At 67.5% G+C, this 21,491-nt stretch carries 10 protein-coding genes; 4 read left to right on the top strand and 6 right to left on the bottom strand.

Annotation, left to right across the window (positions count from 1 at the left end):
* Positions 1 to 33 precede the first annotated feature (33 nt).
* On the top strand, positions 34 to 732 hold the full coding sequence (locus LK03_RS19695) for an alpha/beta family hydrolase (RefSeq protein WP_038414233.1): 699 nt from the start codon (positions 34 to 36) through the stop codon (positions 730 to 732).
* A 41-nt stretch (positions 733 to 773) separates the two neighbouring features.
* Here the strand turns inward: LK03_RS19695 and LK03_RS19690 are convergent, their stop codons facing one another.
* Positions 774 to 1,058, bottom strand: a complete 285-nt coding sequence (locus tag LK03_RS19690) for a pyrimidine/purine nucleoside phosphorylase (protein ID WP_028693774.1) — start codon at positions 1,056 to 1,058, stop codon at positions 774 to 776.
* A gap of 76 nt (positions 1,059 to 1,134) precedes the next feature.
* On the bottom strand, positions 1,135 to 1,686 hold the full coding sequence (locus LK03_RS19685; protein ID WP_038414231.1) for an exonuclease domain-containing protein: 552 nt from the start codon (positions 1,684 to 1,686) through the stop codon (positions 1,135 to 1,137).
* A 132-nt stretch (positions 1,687 to 1,818) separates the two neighbouring features.
* Here LK03_RS19685 and LK03_RS19680 point away from each other — a divergent pair, with 132 nt between their 5' ends.
* Together LK03_RS19680 and LK03_RS19675 are read left to right on the top strand one after the other, a co-directional pair.
* A complete protein-coding gene (locus LK03_RS19680) occupies positions 1,819 to 2,616 on the top strand; it encodes a substrate-binding periplasmic protein (protein WP_081951649.1) in 798 nt (265 codons plus the stop codon).
* Positions 2,617 to 2,673: 57 nt separating this feature from the next.
* Positions 2,674 to 3,699 (top strand): GNAT family N-acetyltransferase, encoded by a 1,026-nt coding sequence (locus tag LK03_RS19675; protein WP_038414229.1) that lies wholly within the window; start codon positions 2,674 to 2,676, stop codon positions 3,697 to 3,699.
* 49 nt (positions 3,700 to 3,748) lie between these two features.
* On the opposite strand, the gene LK03_RS19670 is transcribed toward LK03_RS19675, so the two are convergent.
* Complete coding sequence (locus tag LK03_RS19670) at positions 3,749 to 4,279, bottom strand: RNA polymerase factor sigma-70 (RefSeq protein ID WP_038414228.1); 531 nt, start codon at positions 4,277 to 4,279, stop codon at positions 3,749 to 3,751.
* A gap of 311 nt (positions 4,280 to 4,590) precedes the next feature.
* Here LK03_RS19670 and LK03_RS19665 point away from each other — a divergent pair, with 311 nt between their 5' ends.
* Positions 4,591 to 17,544, top strand: a complete 12,954-nt coding sequence (locus LK03_RS19665) for a non-ribosomal peptide synthase/polyketide synthase (protein WP_038414227.1) — start codon at positions 4,591 to 4,593, stop codon at positions 17,542 to 17,544.
* Between the two features lie 16 nt (positions 17,545 to 17,560).
* Here LK03_RS19665 and dsbG read toward each other — a convergent pair whose 3' ends face one another.
* Genes dsbG through dsbD form a run of 3 tightly spaced genes read right to left on the bottom strand, consistent with a single transcriptional unit; the run spans position 17,561 to position 20,848 of the window.
* Positions 17,561 to 18,313, bottom strand: a complete 753-nt coding sequence (gene dsbG, locus LK03_RS19660) for a thiol:disulfide interchange protein DsbG (RefSeq protein WP_038414222.1) — start codon at positions 18,311 to 18,313, stop codon at positions 17,561 to 17,563.
* Position 18,314: 1 nt separating this feature from the next.
* Entirely contained in the window at positions 18,315 to 19,139 is an 825-nt protein-coding gene (locus tag LK03_RS19655) for a TlpA family protein disulfide reductase (RefSeq protein ID WP_038414221.1), read from the bottom strand.
* Complete coding sequence (gene dsbD, locus LK03_RS19650; RefSeq protein ID WP_038414219.1) at positions 19,139 to 20,848, bottom strand: protein-disulfide reductase DsbD; 1,710 nt, start codon at positions 20,846 to 20,848, stop codon at positions 19,139 to 19,141. The genes LK03_RS19655 and dsbD overlap by 1 nt, the downstream gene beginning before the upstream one ends.
* Between the last annotated feature and the right edge of the window lie 643 nt (positions 20,849 to 21,491).

Below are 21,491 nucleotides of genomic sequence, written 5' to 3'. Positions count from 1 at the left end.
ACGGTTATAGGCAGGCTAAACAGCGAGGGAAGGATGGAAGATGGGCAATTGGCCGGTATTGACTGGGATCAATGGGCGCAGATCGGAAAAGTCCCAGGCTTGCGCTGCGATCTCCCGTCGGTACAGGGCTGCGGCGAGTTTGCCGGGGGGCTGATCCTGGCCCATGGCGCAGGTGCGCCGATGGACAGCGCATTCATGCAGAGCATGGCGCAAAGGCTGACAGGGCAAGGGGTGGCGGTGGTGCGCTTCGAGTTCCCCTACATGACCCAGCGGCGCATCGATGGCGGCAGGCGACCGCCCAATCCGCAGAAGGTTCTGCTGCAACACTGGCGTGAGGTGTATCAGCAGGTGCGACCATTGGTCGCGGGCCGTCTGGCAGTTGGCGGCAAGTCCATGGGCGGACGCATGGCCAGTTTGCTGGTCGATGAATTGGGCGCTGATGCGCTGGTGTGCCTGGGCTACCCGTTCTATGCCGCAGGCAAGCCGGAAAAACCGCGCACCGAGCACCTGGCGACCTTGCGCACGCGCAGCCTGATCATCCAGGGCGAGCGTGACGCGCTGGGCAATCGCCAGGCCGTCGAAGGCTATACCCTGGCGCCGGCCATCGAGCTGTGCTGGCTGCAGGCAGCCGACCACGACCTCAAACCGCTGAAAGCGTCAGGCGTTACCCATGAAGGGCATTTGCAGCGGGCCGCCGAGCGGGTGGGGGCATTCTTGCGAGGCTCGCCGTAGCGAGAGGGCGGGAGCGGCCAGGTGCCCCCGACGTGCAGCGATCAGTCGACGTATTCGCACAGGTAGGCGGTATCGACCTTGACCTGCAGCTGGAACTTGCTGTCGGCGGCGACCTGGAACTGGCTGCCGGCCTCGAAGGTTTCCCAGCTGTCGGCGCCTGGCAGCTTGACGGTCAGCGCGCCGGACACCACGTGCATGATTTCGCGCTTGGCGGTGCCGAATTCGTATTCGCCCGCCGCCATGACGCCGACAGTGGCAGGACCACTGGCGCTTTCGAAGGCGATCGACTTGACGGTGCCATCGAAGTACTCGTTGACCTTGAACATGGGGCGACTCCTGAAAAGGGGGGAGGAAAAATCGGCCCGCCAGTATGCCCAAGGCGCCTGCCAGCGTCATCTGCTTTCAGGCGCCCTGAATCGGCAGGCTCAACGGCAGCAGGCGTGCGGTATTGCGCGCATCTTCCAGGGCGCGGTGCTGCTGGCCGCTGAACTGCAGGCCCGCCAGGTGCAGCGCACCATTGAGGCCCATCGGCCGCTGCAACTGGCGGGCCTTGGCGAAGCGCTGCTTGAGGTTGATGTGCGGACGCTCGGTAAGCACGCTGTGAATCGCATGCAGGCGCCATTCCTGCAGCAGCTGCTGACGATCGTAGTCGCCCCAGCTGACCCACGCCTGCAAGCGTGCGGCGTGCTGCGCCAGCCACGGCTCGAAGGCGGCCCACACCTGATCGAACGGTGCGGCGCCGTCGACACTGGCCTGGCTGATGTGGGTCAGCTGGCGGCAGAACGGCGTCAGCTGCGGACGCCGCCTGGGGCGCACGAAGCGCTGGAAGTGGTCGACCTCGCGCCCTTCGCGGGTCACCAGGGTGGCGCCGATCTCGATGATTTCCATATCCGTGACCGGCCAGCCACCTTCGTCGGTGGTGGCCTCCAGGTCGATGACCAACCAATGGCCCATGGCAGGCTCCTTTGAATAATCGCTACAGCGTAGACAAGGTCGGCAGACAAGGCCTTGGTAGTGTTGTGCGGCGACGACAAAGCGCCTAGCGTGGGAGCCTGTGCTTCCGATCATCGCGTTGAGTGCTTGAGCTTGAGTTCATCGTCCCGAGTAAAGACCGCGCTGCATTGCGTATCGTTCGCCCTGTTCTGGGTGCTCGGCGCTGCCTGGGCAGACGAGGCCGTCGAGGTGCGCATCGGCGCGGCGCATTTCCCGCCTTACACTCAGCACCCCGAGCGCGGCGCCGACAGCGGCCTGCTGCAACAGTTGGCGCAGTCACTCAACCAGTGCCAGCAGCGCTTTCGTTTCATTCTGGTCCCCACCTCGATTCCACGGCGCTTCGCCGACTTGCAGCAAGGCCGCACCGACCTCGCGATCTTCGAAAACCCGGCCTGGGGCTGGCAGCAGATCGCCCACCAGCGCGTCGACATGGCTTTGGAAGACGCCGAGGTGTTCGTCGCCCGGCAACTGCCCGGACGCGGCCAGGCCTACTTCGATACCTTGGCCGACAAGCGCCTGGCGCTGTTCAGCGGTTATCACTACGCGTTCGCCGGCTTCAACGCCGAGCGGCGCTACCTGCTGCAACACTTCAACGCCAACCTCAGCTATTCCCACGAGAGCAATCTGGCGATGGTCGAGCGCGGGCGGGTCGATGTCGCCCTGGTGTCGCGCTCGTACCTGAGCGACTACCTGGCGCGCCACCCGCGCAGCACCGCGCGCCTGCTGGTGTCCGAGCGGGTCGATCAGGTGTATCGGCACTACGCCTTGCTGCGCCCGGCCGCGCCGATCAGCGCGGCGCAGTTCGCCGAGTTGCTCGAGCGCCTGCGCGCCGAGGGCGAACTCACGCGCATCTTCGCCCCGTACCAGATCGCCGTGCTCCCCAGGCCTTAAATTCCCGGGCGCTGGCGACGTTTCTGCAAGGTGTCCTTTTCCTGTCGAGCCTCGAGCATGCCTGCCACCGACCCGTCGCTGTCACTTCACCCGCCCCGTTGGCGCAGCCTGCAAGGGCGCCTGCAGCATGATCGGCTGAGCCTCAGCTGGGAGGGCCGGACGCTGATCGAGCTGCGCGTGTTGCCGGGCGACATCCCGCAATTGCAGGTGCTCGAGGTGTGCCACGAGCGCGCTCAGCACGCGCTGTGGGCGGCCTGCTACTGGATGTTCGCAAGCGATGTGCAGTGCCAGCGCCTGCTCTGGCGCCAGCCGGCCAGCGGCGGGCCGGGCCTGGCGGCGGCGCTCGACAGTGGCTTGCTGCTTGCAACCGAGCAGCCAGAACTGCTGCTGTGCGAGCGCGCGCTGTTCTGGCAATTGCCGCAGCCCTGGCTGGGCGCGGCGCAATGCCCGGCGTTTCCCCAGCTGATGCTGATGAGCGAGGGCAAGCGCCATCCGCGCCGGCCAGGCAAGCCTGTGGGCGAGGTGTATCGCCGCTTCGACACGCGCCTGGGGGCCTGGGTGTCGCTGCGCACGCTGGACATCGACCAAGACCTTGCGCGCTTCAACCGTTGGCAGAACAACCCGCGGGTGCTGGCCTTCTGGCAGGAGGGCGGCAGCCTCGAGCAACACCAGCAGTACCTGGCCAAGCTCGCCGCCGATCCCCATGCGCTGACCCTGATCGGCTGCTTCGACGACGAGCCGTTCGCCTACTTCGAGGCCTACTGGGCCAAGGAGGACCGCATCGCCCCGTTCTACCCGGCAGACGACTACGACCGCGGCATCCACATGCTGGTCGGCGAAGAGCACCAGCGCGGGCCGCATAAAGTCGCCAGCTGGATGTCGGCGCTGGTGCACTACCTGTTTCTCGATGACCCGCGCACCCAGCGCGTGGTGGCCGAGCCACGGGCCGACAACCAGCGCATGATCGAGTACATGCAGCGCCAGGGGTTTCACTGCGACAAGGAATTCGATTTTCCGCACAAGCGCGCGGCGTTGATGGTGCTTGGACGTGAGCGTTTCTTCGAGCGCTGCCAGTTGGCGTGAGGCGGGCGGGCAGGGCGCCCGGCACAGGCCGGGCATACCCTGGGTGGCATCAACCGTGGCGGTTGGCGGTCTTGCGGCAGTGGATCAGGGCGTCGCGAATCATGAAGTTGACCAGCGTCGGTGACACCCCCAGTTCCTTGGCGATGTCCTTCTGCGGCACGCCGTGCAGGCGGTACATCTCGAAGGCGTAGCGGGTGCGCTGAGGCAGTTCGTTGAGCGCTTCGGCGATGTGTTCGAGGGTGCTGAAGTTGATGTGGCTGGCTTCGGGCGAGGCATTGAGCAGCACCACGTTGAGGCCTTCTTCCTCGCTGCCGGAGTACTTCTGCTCCATGGCCTGCTTGCGGTAATGATCGATGGCCAGGTTGCGCACGATCTGGAACAGGTAGCTGAGCTGGGCCTTGAACGACGAGGTGATCTGCGGTGCCGACGCCAGACGGAAGAATGCGTCCTGCACCACATCTTCGGCGCGCGAACGGCAGCCGGTGATGCGCGCGGCGATCTTCACCAGAATGTTGCGGTTGTCGACGAAGGCTTGGAGCAGGGGTGAATCGCACTTACTTGTGGATAGTTGTTCCGCCATGGAAATCACCTGGTCTCAAGAAGGAGAAGGACGCGGCATCGATCCGGCGCGTCCCAAGACGGTCGACACGCTATTCAAGATGATAATGATTGTCAATTGCGAAAGTTAATTAGTTTCGAACTTTTTCGCTCTATCGCTCGCGTTCCTGGCTATGAGCCGTCAGCCGGCGCCCGGCCTGGCGCGCCGCCCAGGTAGTAATTTCTGCTCAGGGCCATCCGTTCCTCAGAGTACTTCTCACCGCCGCCCCACGCTGCGCCAGACCTGGCGCCCTGGCGCGGCGCGACCTACCCAGACTCTGGCAGGAACATTCCATGATGGACGCCTTCGAACTCCCGCTCACGCTGGTCCAGGCCCTGCGCCAACGCGCTGCGCGCACCCCCGAGCAGGTCGCCTTGCGCTTTCTGGCCGACGACCCCCGCGACCAGGCAGTGCTCAGCTACCGGGATCTCGATCAGCGCGCGCGCAGCATCGCTGCGGCCTTGCAGGCCCGCGCCGGCTTCGGCGAGCGGGCGGTGCTGCTGTTCCCAAGCGGCGCCGATTACGTGGCGGCGTTCTTCGGCTGCCTGTATGCCGGTGTCATCGCCGTGCCAGCCTACCCACCGGAATCTGCCCGCCAGCATCACCAGCAGCGCTTGCTGTCGATCATCGACGACGCCCAGCCGCGCCTGCTGCTGACCGTCGAGGCCCTGGCCAGCAGCCTCGGCGAGCTGGAGGCGCTGACCCGCATCGATGCGCCGCAGTTGCTGGCGGTCGACCACCTCGACCCGGCGCTTGCAGACACCTGGCAGGCGCCAGAGCTGGCGCCGCACGACATCGCCTTCCTGCAGTACACCTCAGGCTCCACCGCCTTGCCCAAGGGCGTACAGGTCAGCCATGGCAACCTGGTGGCCAACGAGCAACTGATTCGCCAGGGCTTTGGCATCGACCTCAACCCCGACGACGTGATCGTCAGTTGGTTGCCGCTGTACCACGACATGGGCCTGATCGGCGGGCTGCTGCAACCGATCTTCAGCGGCGTGCCCTGCGTGCTGATGTCGCCTGGCTATTTCCTCGCACGGCCGCAGCGCTGGTTGCAGGCGATCAGTGAATACGGCGGCACCATCAGCGGCGGCCCGGACTTCGCCTACCGCCTGTGCAGCGAGCGGGTCAGCGACGCCGCCCTGGCCGAGCTCGACCTGAGCCGCTGGCGGGTGGCCTATTCGGGCTCCGAGCCGATCCGCCACGACACCCTCCAAGCCTTTGCCGAGCGCTTCGTTGCCTGCAATTTCAGCGCGTCGAGCTTCTTCGCCAGCTATGGCCTGGCCGAGGCCACGCTGTTCGTCAGTGGCAGCCGCCGCAGCGCGGGCATCGCCGCGCTGGGCATCGAGGCCGAGGCGTTCGCCGCGCACCGGGTAGAGCCTGGCCAGGACAGCGTGCTGATGAGCTGCGGCTTCGCCCAGCCTGGGCACGCCGTACAGGTGGTCGACACGCAGAGCCTGCAACCTCTGGACGACAACCGGGTTGGTGAAATCTGGGCCGCCGGGCCGAGCATTGCCCTGGGCTACTGGCGCAACCCCGAGGCCAGCGCACGGACCTTCGTCGAGCGTGACGGCCAGACCTGGCTGCGCACCGGCGATCTGGGCTTTCTGCGCGGCGGCGAGCTGTTCGTCAGCGGGCGCTTGAAAGACCTGCTCATCGTGCGCGGGCAGAACCTCTACCCGCAGGACCTGGAACTGACCCTGGAAACCGAGGTGCCGGGCTTGCGCAAGGGCCGGGTGGCGGTGTTCGCCGTCGAGCACGATGGTGCGGAGGGGATCGGCGTGGCCGTGGAGGTGGGCCGTGGCATGCAGAAGAGCACTCCGGCCGACAGCCTGATCAAGCACATCCGCCAGGTGCTGGCCGAAGCCTGCAACCAGGCCCCGGCGGTGGTGCTGCTGCTCAATCCCGGTGGACTGCCGAAGACCTCCAGCGGCAAGCTGCAACGCTCGGCCTGCCGTCAGCGGCTGGGCGATGGCAGCCTTGATTGCTATGCACGCTTCCCACTGCCGGCCGAACCCGCCGCGTCAGCAGCCGTCGCTGCCGGCGACGTGCAGCAGCGCATCGCCGCGCTGTGGTGCGAACAGCTCAAGCTCGAGCGCGTGGCCGCCGATGACCACTTCCTGCTGCTGGGCGGCAACTCCATCGCCGCCGCGCAGCTGACCGCGCGGCTCAGCGATGAACTGGGCGTGACGTTGAGCCTGCGCACCCTGTTCGAAGCGCCGTTGCTGGCCGATTACAGCGCTGCGGTCGCCGCCGTGCTGAGCGCTGCCGCGCCGGCCAGCCAGGCCATCGTCCGTCAGCCGCGCGACCGCGCCCTGGCGCAGTCGCTGGCGCAGAATCGCCTGTGGCTGCTGTGGCAACTGCAGCCCGAGTCGGCGGCCTACAACATTCCCGCCGGGCTGAGCCTGCGCGGCGAACTGGACGTGGCCGCAGTGCAGGCTGCCTTCCAGATGCTGGTCGCGCGTCACGAGGCGTTGCGCACGCGGTTCAGCGAGGTCGACGGCCAGGCCCTACAACATATTCAGCCGGCGCAGCCGTTCAGCGTGCAGCAGCGCGACTGCCGCGAGCTTGCGCCGCAGCAGGTGCTGGCGCTGCGCGAAGAGGAGGCCCAGCAGCCGTTCGACCTGCGCCAGGGCCCGTTGCTGCGGGTGACCCTGGTGCGCCTGGACGATGAGCTGCATCAACTGTGGGTAACCCTGCATCACATCGTCGCCGACGGCTGGTCGCTGAACATTCTGCTCGATGAATTCGCCCGGTTGTACGCCGACCCTGGCGTAAAACTGCCGGCGTTGTCGCTGGGCAGCGCCGACCACGGCATTTGGCAACGCCAGTGGCTGGCCGAGGGCGAGGGCGCGCGGCAGCTGGCCTACTGGCAACAGCGGCTGGGCGATGCCCTGCCGGTGCTCGACCTGTACCCCGATCACCCGCGCAGTACCCTGCACAGCCAGCGCGCCGCGCGCCTGAGGGTGAAGGTGCCGGCGCCGCTGACCCGCGCCCTGCGCACCCTGGCGCAGACGCAGCAGGCCAGTCTGTTCATGGTCTTGCTGGCCGGCTGGCAGGCGCTGCTGCACCGCTATACCGGCCAGGCCGACATCCGCGTCGGCGTGCCCAACGCCAACCGACCGCTGTTGGCGACCCAGGGCCTGGTCGGCGTCTTCATCAACACCCAGGTGCTGCGCGCCGAACTCGACCCGCGCCTGCCGTTCGCCGCGCTGCTCGAGCAGGTGCGCCAGCGCACCCTCGAAGCCCAGGCGCATCAGGACTTGCCCTTCGAGCAACTGCTCGAGGCGCTGCCCGAGGCCCGCGAGCAAGGGCTGTTCCAGGTCATGTTCAACCATCAGCAGCGCGACCTCTCGGCGCTGCGGCGCTTGCCCGGATTGCTCGCCGAGGAACTGCCCTGGCACAGCCGCGAGGCCAAGTTCGACCTGCAACTGCACAGCGAGGAGGACCACCAGGGCCGCCTGACCCTGGCTTTCGACTACGCCGCCGAGCTGTTCGAGGCCAGCACGGTGCAGCGCATCAGCGCGCACCTGCTGGCCCTGCTCGAACAGGTGTGTGCCCAGCCGCAGGTGGCCATCGGCGAGGTGCAGTTGCTCGATAGCGACAGCCGACAGCAGTTGCTGACCTGGGGCCAGGCAGCGGCGACCCCCGCCACACGCTGGCTGCCCGAACAACTCAACGAGCAGGCGCGGCTGTGTGGCGAGCGCATCGCCCTGCACTGGGACGGCGGTAGCCTGAGCTACGCCAGCCTGCACCAGCAGGCCAACCGCCTGGCGCATTACCTGCGTGACAAGGGCGTCGGCCCTGATACCTGCGTGGCGATTGCGCTTGAGCGTTCGCCGCAGTTGCTGGTCGGCCTGCTGGCGATCGTCAAGGCCGGGGGCGCCTATGTGCCGCTGGATGTCGATTATCCGGCCGAACGCCTGGCCTTCATGCTTGGCGACTGCGGCGCCGCGCTGCTGCTCAGCCACAGCGGCCTGCTGGCGCGCCTGCCGCAGTGCGAAGGGGTCAGCGCCATCGCCCTCGATCAACTGCACCTGGACAACTGGCCGAGCCAGCCGCCGCGGGTCACGCTGCACGGCGACAACCTGGCCTATGTGATCTACACCTCCGGCTCCACCGGCCAGCCCAAGGGCGTCGGCAACACCCATGCGGCAGTGGCCGAACGCTTGCAGTGGATGCAGGCTCACTACGGCCTCACCGCTGCCGATGTGCTGTTGCAAAAGGCGCCGATCAGCTTCGACGTGTCGGTCTGGGAATGCTTCTGGCCGCTGCTCAGCGGCTGCTCGCTGGTGCTCGCAGCACCCGGCGAACACCGTGATCCGCAGCGCATCGCAGCGCTGGTGCAGCAGTTCGGCGTGACCACCGTGCACTTCGTGCCGCCGCTGTTGCAGGTGTTCGTGCACGAACCCCAGGCGGCCGCCTGCACGAGCCTGAAACGCATCTTCAGCGGCGGCGAGGCACTGCCCGCGGCGCTGCGCGACCGGGCCTTGCAGCTGTGGCCGCAAGCGCTGCTGGACAACCGCTATGGCCCCACCGAAACCGCGATCAATGTCACCCACTGGCGCTGCCAGGCCAGCGACGATGGGTTGTCGCCGATCGGTCGGCCGTTGGGCAACGTCATCTGCCAGGTGCTCGATGATGAGCTGCAACCGAGCGCCCCGGGTGTGCCCGGCGAGCTGTGCCTGGGTGGCCTGGGCCTGGCCCGCGGTTACCTCGGCCGGCCAGGGCTGACCGCCGAGCGCTTCGTGCCACGTGCCGATGGCCACGGCGAGCGCCTGTACCGCAGCGGCGACCGCGCGCGCTGGAACGTCCAGCATCAGGCCCTGGAATACCTCGGCCGCCTCGATCAGCAGGTGAAAGTGCGCGGTTTTCGCGTCGAGCCGGAAGAAGTGCAGGCCTGCCTGCTGGCCCAGGAGGGCGTCGAGCAGGCGGTGGTGCTGATCCATGCCGATGCGGTGGGCGCGCAGTTGCTGGGTTACTACAGTGGCCGCGAGCAGAGCGAGCGGCTGCTCGCCACCCTGGCCGCGCAATTGCCGGCGTACATGGTGCCGGCGCAACTGCTGCACGTGGCGCAGATGCCGCTGGGGCCGAGCGGCAAGATCGACCGCCGCGCACTGCCGGCACCGACCTGGCAGCAGCGTCAGCACGTTGCTCCGCGCACTGGCCTGGAAATCCAGGTGGCGGCGATCTGGTGCGAGGTGCTCGGCCTGGCGCAGGTCGGCCTGCACGACGACTTCTTCGCCCTGGGCGGGCACTCGCTGCTGGCCACGCAGATCGTCTCGCGCTGCCGTCAGGCCTGTGACGTCGAACTGCCGCTCAAGACCCTGTTCGACGCCAGCGAGCTGGGCGCCTTCTGCGCTGAAATCGCCAGGGCCCAGGCCGCCGGTGAGCGCAACCGCCAAGGCCCGATCGCACGCATCGACCGCCGTCAGGCGGTGCCGCTGTCGCATTCCCAGCAACGCATGTGGGTGCTCTGGCACATGCAGCCGGACAGCCCGGCGTACAACGTCGGTGGCATGGCCCGGCTGCGCGGTGCGCTGCACGTCGATGCCTTCGAGCGCGCCTTGCAGGCACTGCTGGCGCGCCACGAAGCACTGCGCACCACCTTCCCCAGCATCGACGGCAAACCGTTGCAGTGCGTCGCCGCCGACAGCGGCGTGCAACTGGGCTGGCATGATTTCAGCGCCCTGGCAGCGCCTGCGCGCAGCGAAGCCCTGCAGCGCCTGGCCGATGAACAGGCGCACTTGCCTTTCGATCTGGAGCGCGGGCCGCTGCTGCGCGCCTGCCTGGTCAAGAGCGCCGAGCGCGAGCACCATGTCGTGCTGACCCTGCACCACATCGTCACCGAAGGCTGGGCCATGGACATCTTTGCCCGCGAGTTGGGCGAGCTGTACGAGGCCTTCGTCGACGAGCGCGAATCGCCCCTGCCAGCGCTGGCCGTGCAGTATCTGGACTACAGCGTGTGGCAGCGCCAGTGGCTGGAAAGCGGCGAGGGCCAGCGCCAGCTCGATTACTGGAAGCAGCGGCTGGGCGATGAACATCCGCTGCTGAGCCTGCCCAGCGACCGCCCGCGCCCGGCGGTGCAAAGCCACCGCGGCGGGCTGTATCGCTTCGACCTCGACCCGGCGCTGGCTGCCCGCGTGCATGCCTTCAACGCCGAGCACGGCCTGACCCTGTTCATGACCATGACCGCGACCCTGGCGATCTTGCTGCACCGCCACAGCGGGCAGCGTGACCTGCGCATCGGCGCGCCGGTGGCCAACCGCATCCGCCCGGAAAGCGAAGGGTTGATCGGCGCTTTTCTCAACACCCAGGTGCTGCGCTGCGAACTCGACGGGCAAATGCCAGCCATGGCCCTGCTCGAGCAGGTTCGCCAGACCATCATCGAAGGCCAGTCGCACCAGGACCTGCCCTTCGAGCAGTTGGTCGATGCCTTGCAACCTCCACGCAGCAGCGCCTACAACCCGCTGTTCCAGGTGATGTGCAACGTGCAGCGCTGGGCCTTCCAGCAAAGCCGCGAGCTGTCGGGCATGCAGGTCGATTACCTGGTCAACGATGCCAGTGCGACCAAGTTCGACCTGTACCTGGAAGTCACCGACCTCGACGGCCGCCTTGGCTGCTGCCTGACCTACAGCCGCGACCTGTTCGACGAACCGCGCATCGCGCGCATGGCCGAGCACTGGCAACAGCTGCTGGGCGGCCTGCTGGACGCTCCCGGGCAGCGCCTGAGTGAGCTGCCGATGCTCGGCGCCGCTGAGCGGCAAGAACTGTTCGCACACCTGCAAGGCGAGCGTCACCTGAGCCTCGATCACACCGTGCATGGCCTGTTCGCCGCCCAGGCGGCGCGCACCCCGACTGCGCGCGCGCTGACCTTCGCCGGCCAGCACCTGAGCTATGCCGAGCTGGACCAACAGTCCAATCGCCTGGCCCACGCCCTGCGCCAGCGTGGGGTCGGCCCGCAGGTACGGGTGGGCCTGGCGCTGGAGCGCTCGCTGGAGATAGTGGTGGGGCTGCTGGCGATCCTCAAGGCCGGTGGCGCCTATGTGCCGCTTGACCCCGAATACCCGCTCGAGCGCCTGCACTACATGATCGGCGACAGCCGTCTGGGCCTGCTGGTGGCCCAGCGCGCGCTGCTGCAACGCCTTGGCGAGCTGCCGGCAGGTGTTGCCACCTGGAGCCTTGAGGACGACTCCCCGGCGTTGGCCGAGCACAGCAGCGAAGCGCCGCAGGTGGCGAGCCTGGCGCAACATCAGGCGTACCTGATCTACACCTCCGGCTCCACTGGCCAGCCCAAGGGCGTGGTGGTCAGCCATGGCGAAATCGCCATGCACTGCCTGGCGGTGATCGAAGCCTTCGACATGCGCAGTGACGACTGCGAGCTGCATTTCTATTCGATCAACTTCGATGCCGCCAGCGAGCGGCTGCTGGTGCCGCTGCTGTGTGGTGCGCGGGTGGTGCTGCGCGCCCAGGGGCAGTGGGACGCCGAACACATCTGCCAACTGGTGCGCGAGCAGCAGGTCAACGTGCTCGGCTTCACCCCAAGCTATGGCAGCCAACTTGCCCAGCATTTGCAAAGCCAAGGCGAGCGCTTGCCGGTGCGCCTGGTGATTACCGGCGGTGAAGCGTTGCACGCTGACCACGTGCAGCGCCTGCGCGAGGCGTTCTCCCCGCAGCAACTGTTCAACGCCTACGGCCCGACCGAAACCGTGGTGATGCCGCTGGCCTGCCGAGTGGCCGATGGCTTGCCTGCGCAGGAATCGAGTGTGCCCATTGGTCGCCTGATCGGCGCGCGCACCGGCTACGTGCTCGATGAAGACCTCGCGCTGTTGCCCCAAGGCGGTATCGGCGAGCTGTACATCGGTGGCGCCGGTCTGGCCCAGGGTTATCACGACCGCCCAGGGCTTAGCGCCGAACGCTTCGTCGCCGACCCGTTCGGCGCCCCCGGCGGGCGCCTGTACCGCACCGGTGACCTGGTGCGCCAGCGCAGCGACGGCCTGGTGGAATATGTTGGCCGCGCCGACCAACAGGTGAAGATTCGCGGGTTCCGCATCGAACTGGGCGAAATCGAAAGCCGCCTGCAAGCCCACCCGGCGGTGGAAGAAGCCGTGGTGCTGGCCCTTGACCTGCCCGGTGGCAAGCAGTTGGTGGGTTACCTGCTCAGCGCGCAGGCCGAGGCCGAGCCTGCGGCGCAGCAGGCGCTGCGTGAAGCGGTCAAGGCCCAGGCCCGCCAGCACCTGCCCGACTACATGGTGCCGGCGCACTTGGTGCTACTGGCGCAGTGGCCGCTGATGGGCAACGGCAAGCTCGACCGCCGCGCCTTGCCGGCACCTGACCTGCAACTGGCACGCCAGCAGTACCAGGCGCCAGGCAACGCGCTGGAAACGCAGCTGGCGCAGGTCTGGAGCGAGGTGCTGCAAGTGCCGCAGGTGGGTGTGCAGGACAACTTCTTCGAGCTGGGCGGTGATTCGATCCTGTCGATCCAGGTGGTCAGCCGTGCGCGGCAACTGGGCTTGCAGTTCACCCCGCGTGACCTGTTCCAGCACCAGTCGATTCAGACGCTCGCCGCAGTGGTCAGCCTGGGCGCCGCGCCGAGCCAGATCGAGCAGGGTCCACGCCAGGGCGGCAGCGCCCTGACACCGATCCAGCAATGGTTCTTCGACAGCGACGTTCCTGCGCCGCAGCACTGGAACCAGGCGCTGCTGCTGGGTGTGCGCGAGCCGTTGCAGGCTGCGGCGCTGGAGCAGGCGCTGCATGCGCTGGTGCTCCACCACGACAGCCTGCGGCTGCGCTTCAGCGCGGCGGCCGGGCGCTGGCAGGCGCACTATGCCGACCCTGTCGAGCAGCGCGAACACAGCCTGTTGTGGACGGCCAGCGTGGCTGACCTGGACGACTGCCAGGCGCTGTACAGCGACGTGCAGCGCAGCCTCGATCTTGCCCAGGGGCCGCTGCTGCGCGGGCTGCTGGTGAGCGATGCCAGCGGCGCGCAGCGGCTGTTGCTGGCGATTCATCACCTGGTGGTCGATGGCGTGTCGTGGCGCGTGCTGCTGGAAGACTTGCAAGCGCTGTACCGCGGCCACAGCCTGAACGCCAAGACCCACGCCATGGGCGATTGGGCCGCGCGCCTGGCGCATTACGCCAGCAGTGATTCGCTGCGTGACGAGGCGGGCTGGTGGCAGCGTGAGCTGAGCACGGTGAGCCGCGAGCTGCCGTGCGATCACCCCCAGGGCGGCAACCTCCAGCGCCACGCGCGCTCCTTGAGCTGCGAGCTGGGCGTCGAGCACACCCGGCAACTGCTGCAACAGGCGCCGGCCGCCTACCGCACCCAGGTCAACGACCTGCTGCTCACCGCCCTGGCGCGCACCCTGTGCCAGTGGAGCGGCAGCGATGAGGTGCTGGTGCAACTGGAAGGCCATGGCCGTGAGGGCCTGTTCGACGACATCGACCTGACCCGCAGCGTCGGCTGGTTCACCAACGCCTACCCGCTGCGCCTGAGCCCGCTGCCAGGCAACGACGCGGCCGCCCGCAGCGAGTCGCTTAAGCGCATCAAGGAGCACCTGCGCCAGGTGCCGCACAAGGGCCTGGGCTTTGGCGTGCTGCGCTACCTGGCCGAGCCGAGCACCCGCGAACGCATGGCCGCCTTGCCCCAGGCGCGCATCACCTTCAATTACCTCGGCCAGTTCGACCAGCAGTTCGACGACGCCGCGCTGTGGCAGCCGGTGGATGGCCCCAGCGGCCTGGCCCATGATCTGGACGCGCCCTTGCCCAACTGGCTGAGCGTCGACGGCCAGGTGTATGGCGGTGCCCTGCAACTGCGCTGGACCTTCAGCGCCGAGCGCTACGACCAGGCCACCATCGCCGAGCTGGCGGCGGCCTACCGCAGTGAGCTGCTGGCACTGATCGAGCACTGCCTGACCCCCGGCAACGGCAGCTTCACGCCGTCGGACTTCCCCCTGGCGCAGCTCAGCCAGGCGCAGATCGAACAGTTGCCGGTGCCCAGCGCCGAGATCGAGGACGTCTACCCGCTGACGCCGATGCAAGAGGGCATGCTCCTGCACACCCTGCTCGAACCGGGCACCGGCCTTTATTACATGCAGGACCGCTACCGCATCGACAGCGCTCTCGACCCGCAGCGCTTCGCCGCCGCCTGGCAGGCGGTGGTGGCCCGCCACGAAGCCTTGCGCGCCTCGTTCAGCTGGAACGCCGGCGAGGCGATGCTGCAGATCATCCACAAGCCCGGGCGCATCGAGGTCGACTACCAGGACTGGCGCGGCCTCGACCCGGCTGCTCAGGAAGTGCGTCTGCAAGCCCTGCACAAGGCTGAGCGCGAGGCCGGCTTCGCCTTGCTCGAACGGCCACCGTTCCACCTGCGCCTGCTGCGCGTCGATGAGCAGCGGTACTGGTTCATGATGAGCAACCACCACATCCTCATCGATGCCTGGTGCCGATCGCTGCTGATGAACGACTTCTTCGTGATCTATCAGGCGCTGGCTGAAGGCGCTCAGGCGCAACTGGCGCCGCCGCCGCGCTACCGCGACTACATCGCCTGGCTGCAGCGTCAGGGCCTGGACGATGCGCGGCAGTGGTGGCAGCGCAACCTGGCCGGCTTCGAGCGTGCCACCGCGATCCCAAGCGACCGCCCGCTGCGCCACGACCACGCCGGTGACGGCATGCGCGTCGGCGACTGCTACACCCGCCTTGAGGTGGCGCAGGGCGCACGCCTGCGCGAGCTGGCCCAGGCCCATCAGCTGACCGTCAACACCTTCGCCCAGGCGGCCTGGGCACTGGTGCTGGCGCGCTACAGCGGTGAGCGCGATGTGCTGTTCGGCGTCACCGTGGCCGGGCGCCCGGTGAGCCTGCCGCAGATGCAGCGCACCGTCGGCCTGTTCATCAACAGCGTCGCCTTGCGCGTGCAACTGCCCGCCGCCGGCGAGCGTTGCAGCGTGCGGTACTGGTTGCAGGGCCTGCTGGAACGCAACATGGAATTGCGCGAGTACGAATACCTGCCGCTGGTGGCGATTCAGGCGTGCAGCGAACTGCCCAAGGGCCAGCCGCTGTTCGACAGCCTGTTCGTGTTCGAGAACGCGCCGGTCGAAAGCGCTGTGCTCGACCATGCCCAGCAGTTCAACGCCAGTTCCGACTCCGGGCGTACCCACACCAACTTCCCCCTGACGGCGGTGTGCTACCCAGGCGACGACCTGGGCCTGCACCTGTCGTTCGACCAGCGCTATTTCGACACGCCGACCGTCGAGCGGCTGCTGGCCGAATTCAAGCGCCTGCTGCTGGCGCTGGTCGAGCAGTTCGACGGCGACATGGCCGCTTTGGCGCTGCTTGGCGAGCAAGAGCGGCAGTTCCTACTCGACGACTGCAACCGCAGCACCCGCGACTACCCGCTGCACCGAAGCTACGTGGAATTGTTCGAGGCGCAGGTCGCGGCGCATCCGCAGCGCACCGTGGCGCGCTGCCTGGAGGCCAGCTTCGACTACGCTGGGCTGAACCTTGCGGCCAACCGCCTGGGCCATGCCCTGCGCGAGGCGGGGGTACAGCCCGATCAGCCGGTAGCGCTGCTGGCCGAGCGCGGCTTGCCGTTGCTGGGCATGATCGTCGGCAGCTTCAAGGCCGGTGCCGGCTACTTGCCGCTCGACCCGAGCCTGCCGAGTGCGCGGCTGCAACGCATCGTCGAGCTCAGCCGCACGCCGCTGCTGGTGTGCACGGCCGCCTGCGCCGCGCAGGCCGAGGCGCTGCTCGACCAACTCGATGCGCCGGTGCGGCCAAGGCTGCTGGTGTGGGAGCAGGTGCAGGCCAGCGCAGTCGCCAGCCATAACCCGGGCATCTACAGCGGCCCGCAGCACTTGGCTTACGTGATCTACACCTCCGGCTCCACCGGCTTGCCCAAAGGGGTGATGGTCGAGCAGCGCGGCATGCTCAACAACCAGCTGAGCAAGGTGCCGTACCTGGGCCTGGATGAGCACGATGTGATCGCCCAGACCGCCTCGCAGAGCTTCGATATTTCCGTCTGGCAGTTCCTCGCCGCGCCGCTGTTCGGTGCCTGCGTAGAGATCGTGCCGAACGCCATCGCCCATGATCCGCAGGCGTTGCTGGCGCACGTCGAGGCCAGCGGCATCAGCGTGCTGGAGAGCGTGCCGTCACTGATCCAGGGCATGCTCGCGGGCACCGGGCAGGCGCTCGGGCGGCTGCGCTGGATGTTGCCGACCGGCGAAGCGATGCCGCCGGAGCTGGCGGCGCAATGGTTGCAGCGCTACCCGCAGGTGGGCCTGGTGAATGCCTATGGCCCGGCGGAATGCTCGGATGACGTGGCGTTCTTCCGCGTCGATGCGGCCTCGACCCAGGGCAGCTACCTGCCAATCGGCACGCCGACCGACAACAACCGCCTGTACCTGTACGGCGAGGAGCTGCAACTGGTGCCGCTGGGCAGCGTTGGCGAGCTGTGCGTGGCCGGCACCGGGGTGGGTCGTGGTTATGTCGGTGACCCGCAACGCACCGCACTGGCCTTCGTGCCCCATGCCGACGGCGCTCCGGGTGAGCGGCTGTACCGCACGGGTGACCTGGCGCGGCGCCGCGCCGATGGCGTACTGGAGTACGTCGGGCGCATCGACCATCAGGTGAAGATCCGCGGTTATCGCATCGAGCTGGGCGAAATCGAAGCGCGCCTGCACGAGCAGCCCGAACTGCACGATGCCGCCGTTGGTGTGCAGCAGGGCGGCAACGGTGCGCACCTGGTCGGTTATCTGGTGGCCGCCCAGGGCGTCAGCGCCGACGACTCCCTGCTCGATCGACTCAAGCAACGCCTGCGCGCCGAACTGCCCGAGTACATGGTGCCGCTGCACTTCGCCTGGCTGGAACAGTTGCCGCATAACGCCAACGGCAAACTCGACCGCAAGGCGCTGCCGGCCATCGACATCGGCGGCCAGCTGCGCGGCGAGTATCTGCCACCGCGCGACGAGCTGGAGCAGCGCCTGGCCGAAATCTGGGCCGATGTGCTCAAGCTCGAGCGGGTCGGGGTGCGCGATCACTTCTTCGAACTGGGCGGGCATTCGTTGCTGGCCACGCAGATCGCTTCGCGGGTGCAACAGCATTTGCAGCTCAACCTGCCGCTGCGGGCCATGTTCGAGTGCAGCACCGTGGAGGCCCTTGCCGAATACGTCAGAGGTTTGCAAGGCAGCGTACTGGATGACGACAAGGTCGAGCGCCTCAGTGACCTGATGGCCGAGCTGGAGGCGCTGTAACAGGCAAGGGGTGCGTCTAGCGCTTGCCGAGGATGCGTTCGAGCATCTGCGGCTGGGGCGCGCCCTGCTGGCGCTGCATGCGGCCTTGTTCGTCGAGGTAGAAGATCGCCGGGGTGGCTTGCAGGCCCATGCCCTGCATCAAGGCCATGTTGCCGGCCAGTTGCTGCTTGACCGCCTCAGGGATCGGTTCGAGCGCCTTGAGCGCGCTGCCTTTGCCGGCGGCTTCGTGCTGATGCAGCGCCTTGGCCGGGTCTTTGGCCGCGAGCAGCGCCGCTGACTTGCCGGGGCTGTCGGCGCGGATGATGCCGACCATGATGTGGCGCAACTGCACCTTGCCGGACTCGACCCAGGGCCGTGCCTGTTCCCAGAACAGGTTGCAGTACGGGCAGTTGGGGTCGCTGAAGACGTAGACGATGCGTGGGGCGTCAGCCTTGCCGTCGGCGATCCAGGCACTGTCCTGCATCTTGCCCCAGAGCACCTTGCCCATCGGCTCGTGCACCAGCCGTTGCAACGGCTCGGCGCTCAGGTCGTCGCCCTTGGCATCGAACAGGTTGCCCACCAGTACATGCTTGCCGCCGGCGGTGAGGTACAGCGCCAGGGCGTTGCCCTGATACTCGGCGGCGTACCCGCGCAGGCCGTCGGGCGCATCGAACTGGCCCTTGATCACCGCGCCTTTGGCCTCGATCTGTTGGATGGCGGCGGGCAGCGATTCAGCCTGGGCCAGTGGGGCGCCGAGCAGCGCGAGGGTGATGAGTGCAGCAGAACGCATATCAGTTTCCTTGGATTGCGGCGGGAGCGTCGAGGCCTTGGAGGGCGTGGTGCAGGCTGGCGCGTGACAGCTCGCCCAGGTGACTGCCGACCAGGCGGCCTTCGGCGGTGTAGAACAGGGTGGTGGGCAGGGCCAGCGAGCCAACCTGCTGGGCCAGGCGGCCGCCACTGTCGAACAGTACGTGGGACAGGTTCAGCCCGGTGGTGGTCATGAAGGTGCTGACGTTGGCCGCGCTTTCGCCCTGGTTGACGAACAGGAAGGTCACGTTTGGGTAGTCGTGCTGGGCCTGCTGCAGCACTGGCATTTCCCGCCGGCACGGCGGGCACCAGGTGGCCCACAGGTTGATCACCAGCGGTCGGCCACGGTAGTCGTGCAAGGCCACCGGCTCGCCCTGAGCATCGCGCAGGGTCAGTTCGGGCAATTCGGTGCCCTTGCTGTACAGGTGGCTACCCAGGCTGGCCAGGCCCCAGAACAGCACGCCGCAGCTCAGCGCCCAGCCCAGCGGCCGGCGCAGGGCAGGGCGCCGGTAGGCGTACCAGAGGGCGCCTGCGGTGAGGCCGAGCAGGCCGCTCCAGAGCACGAAGCCGCCGTCGCGGATGTCGATGATCTGCAACGGCTCGTTGCGGTACAGCGGCCAGTAGGCCAGCACGAAGCCTGCGCGGGCGCCGAGCAGGCCGAGCAGGAACAGGTTGAACAGCGCCGATTCCGGGTTCTCGCCACCGCGCCGTGCGACCCACCAGCCGACCAGGCTGGCCAGGCCCAGGGCAGCGAGCAGCAGCAGGTGATTGAGGGCCATGGTCAGTGGCCCGAGGGTGACGGTCAGCATCAGCCTTGGCTCCGGGTTGCGCTCCAATGCTCGAGCAGGGTGGTGGCGTCGACTTCGCCGGTGATGCGCTGCGCGCGGCGCTCGTTGCCGTCAGGGCCAAGCCACAGCAGGCTGGGCGGGCCGGGCACCTGATAGCGTTGCAGCAGCGCGCGGCTGTCAGGCGAGTCGGCGCTGACATCCAGTCGCAGCAGGCGCACCTCGCTCAGTGCGGCTTGGACGTCAGCGCGGGCAAAGACGTTCTTTTCCATCACCTTGCAGGCCACGCACCAGTCGGCAGAATAGTCGAGCATCACCCACTGGCCCGCCTTGCGTGCGGCGTCGAGCTCGCCTTGCAATGCGGCCGGCGAGCGCACATCGATGAAGCCTGCATCGGTGCTGACCACTGCGGCCCCGCGGGTGCCGGCAAAGGGCTGCAGCGGCTGCCACGGATCACTGCCGCCAGCGGCCGCGCCGATCATCATCAGGCTTGCCCACAGCCCTGCGAGCAGCGCCAGCACGCGCAGCCCGGTGTGGCTCGCCAGCGCCCACCAGGCGCTCCAGGCCAGGCTTGCCAGCCACGCCCCGGCCAGGCCCAGCAGCAGTGGCTCGGGCAGCAAGGTGCGTGCGATGTACAGCGCCATGCCGAGGAAAACGAAACCGAACAGCGCCTTGATCCGTTCCATCCACGCGCCGGGCCGTGGCAGAAAGCGGTTGCCCACGGTCACCAGCAACAGCAGCGGCAGACCCATGCCCAGGCCCAGGCTGAACAGCACCAGCGCGCCTTGCAGCACGTCACCGCTTTGCGCGATGTACAGCAGCGCACCGGCCAACGGCGCGGTCATGCAGGGGCCGAGCAGCAGACCCGACAGCGCGCCGAGCAGCGCTGCGCCATACAGACTGCCGCCCTGGGCGCCACGACCAGCACGGTCGAGGCGATCGCGCAGCGCAGCCGGCAATTGCAGTTCGAAGGCCCCGAACATCGGCAAGGCCAGCAGCACGAACAACCCGGCCAGCGCGGCCAGTAGCCACGGTTGCTGCAACCAGGCCTGCAGGCTGCCGCCCAACAGCGCGGCGACCACGCCCAGCCCGGCATATACCAGCGCCATGCTCAGCACGTAGCTGCCGGCCAGCAGCCAGCCGCGCCGAGGCGTCGCCCCCTGGCCCAGCACAAGCCCTGCGAGAATCGGCAGCATCGGCAGCGAGCACGGCGTGAAGGCCAGCAGCAGGCCAAGACCGAAGAACGCCAGCAGGCTCCAGCCCAGGCTCGCGCCTGCCAGGGAACCTGCCAACGCCTGATCGCTGGCCTGCGCCCCCGCGCCAGGCGCCGTGCCGCCGAGGTCGATGACGCTGGTTTGCGGCGGGTAGCACAACCCCGCATCGGCGCAGCCCTGCCAGCCCAGGCGCAGTTGCCCTTGGGCATCGGCTGGAATCAGCAGTTGCAGGTGCTCGCGGTAGATCGGGCTGTCGCCGAAGAACTCGTCGTGATGGTTCAGCGGCGTCGGCAGCACCGGCTGCTGCTCGGCGCTCAGGCCGTCGAACTTCAGGCGCTTCTGGTACAGGTAGTAACCCGGCTGGATCTGCACATCGATGCGCAGCTGACCGTCTTCCAAACGCTCATGGCTGACCCGAAACGCCTGATCGACCGGCAGGAAATCGGCCTTGGCGGCAAACGGGTTGGCGCTGAGCAGCGGGCTCAACAGCAGACTGAACAACAACAACAGGACGCGCATCGACAGGCCTTGGTCAAAGTGAGAGTGCGCGTAGGCTGGGGGGGAGGGATTAACGTGGGGTTAATGGGGGGTTGATGTGGGTCAAGGGGAGGGGCGGTGCGGCCCAATTATTCGATTTCAGAGAGCACCTTTCCGAACGACTGGGGCATGAGAGCCAACGACTCTCTACAGGTCATAGCGCCGTTTCCATCCCCGGAACTACGAGGGTCTTCCTGGCCGCAGCCGCTTGGCTTTGTCCTGGTCTGTAGATATGTGGACCGGCATCGACACCTATTCGCGCCTGTTGCATCGCAGGTTTCGCCTTGCGGCGACCCCCTTTTTAGGGAAAAAGGGGGAAAACCCTGTGCTCCACTAGCCGGCCCTACACTGCGCTTCGCTCCGTTTCGGGTCCCCTGCGTTCCGGCACTCTTCGGGCCAGCGCGGGCAAGGGTTGCTGCGCAACCCTAACACCTCGCGTCCTCGGCTACGCCTCGGGTGCGCTGCGCGCACGGCCCTACGAGTACCGGAACGAAGGCCGGCTACAGTCGCGATCGGTGTTGTCTGAGCGATCTGTGTACAAAAAGCGCTTTGCCCATGTGGTTGCGGGCAGTCAGGTAGATTTCGACAAGTTCACGACTCTAAATAGTCCGGCCGCAGCCGCTCA

The sequence above is a fragment of the Pseudomonas cremoricolorata genome (assembly GCF_000759535.1).
Classification (GTDB): domain Bacteria; phylum Pseudomonadota; class Gammaproteobacteria; order Pseudomonadales; family Pseudomonadaceae; genus Aquipseudomonas; species Aquipseudomonas cremoricolorata_A.
The sequence above is the reverse complement of the archived record's forward strand: the minus strand, read 5'-3'. Positions and strand labels throughout refer to the sequence as shown.

Coding starts and splice junctions, on each gene's coding strand:
- LK03_RS19665 (WP_038414227.1), top strand. CDS start 4,591: ATGATGGACGCCTTCGAACTCCCGCTCACGCTGGTCCAGGCCCTGCGC.
- dsbD (WP_038414219.1), bottom strand. CDS start 20,848: ATGCGCGTCCTGTTGTTGTTGTTCAGTCTGCTGTTGAGCCCGCTGCTC.
- LK03_RS19670 (WP_038414228.1), bottom strand. CDS start 4,279: ATGGCGGAACAACTATCCACAAGTAAGTGCGATTCACCCCTGCTCCAA.
- LK03_RS19675 (WP_038414229.1), top strand. CDS start 2,674: ATGCCTGCCACCGACCCGTCGCTGTCACTTCACCCGCCCCGTTGGCGC.
- LK03_RS19685 (WP_038414231.1), bottom strand. CDS start 1,686: ATGGGCCATTGGTTGGTCATCGACCTGGAGGCCACCACCGACGAAGGT.
- LK03_RS19655 (WP_038414221.1), bottom strand. CDS start 19,139: ATGCTGACCGTCACCCTCGGGCCACTGACCATGGCCCTCAATCACCTG.
- dsbG (WP_038414222.1), bottom strand. CDS start 18,313: ATGCGTTCTGCTGCACTCATCACCCTCGCGCTGCTCGGCGCCCCACTG.
- LK03_RS19690 (WP_028693774.1), bottom strand. CDS start 1,058: ATGTTCAAGGTCAACGAGTACTTCGATGGCACCGTCAAGTCGATCGCC.
- LK03_RS19695 (WP_038414233.1), top strand. CDS start 34: ATGGAAGATGGGCAATTGGCCGGTATTGACTGGGATCAATGGGCGCAG.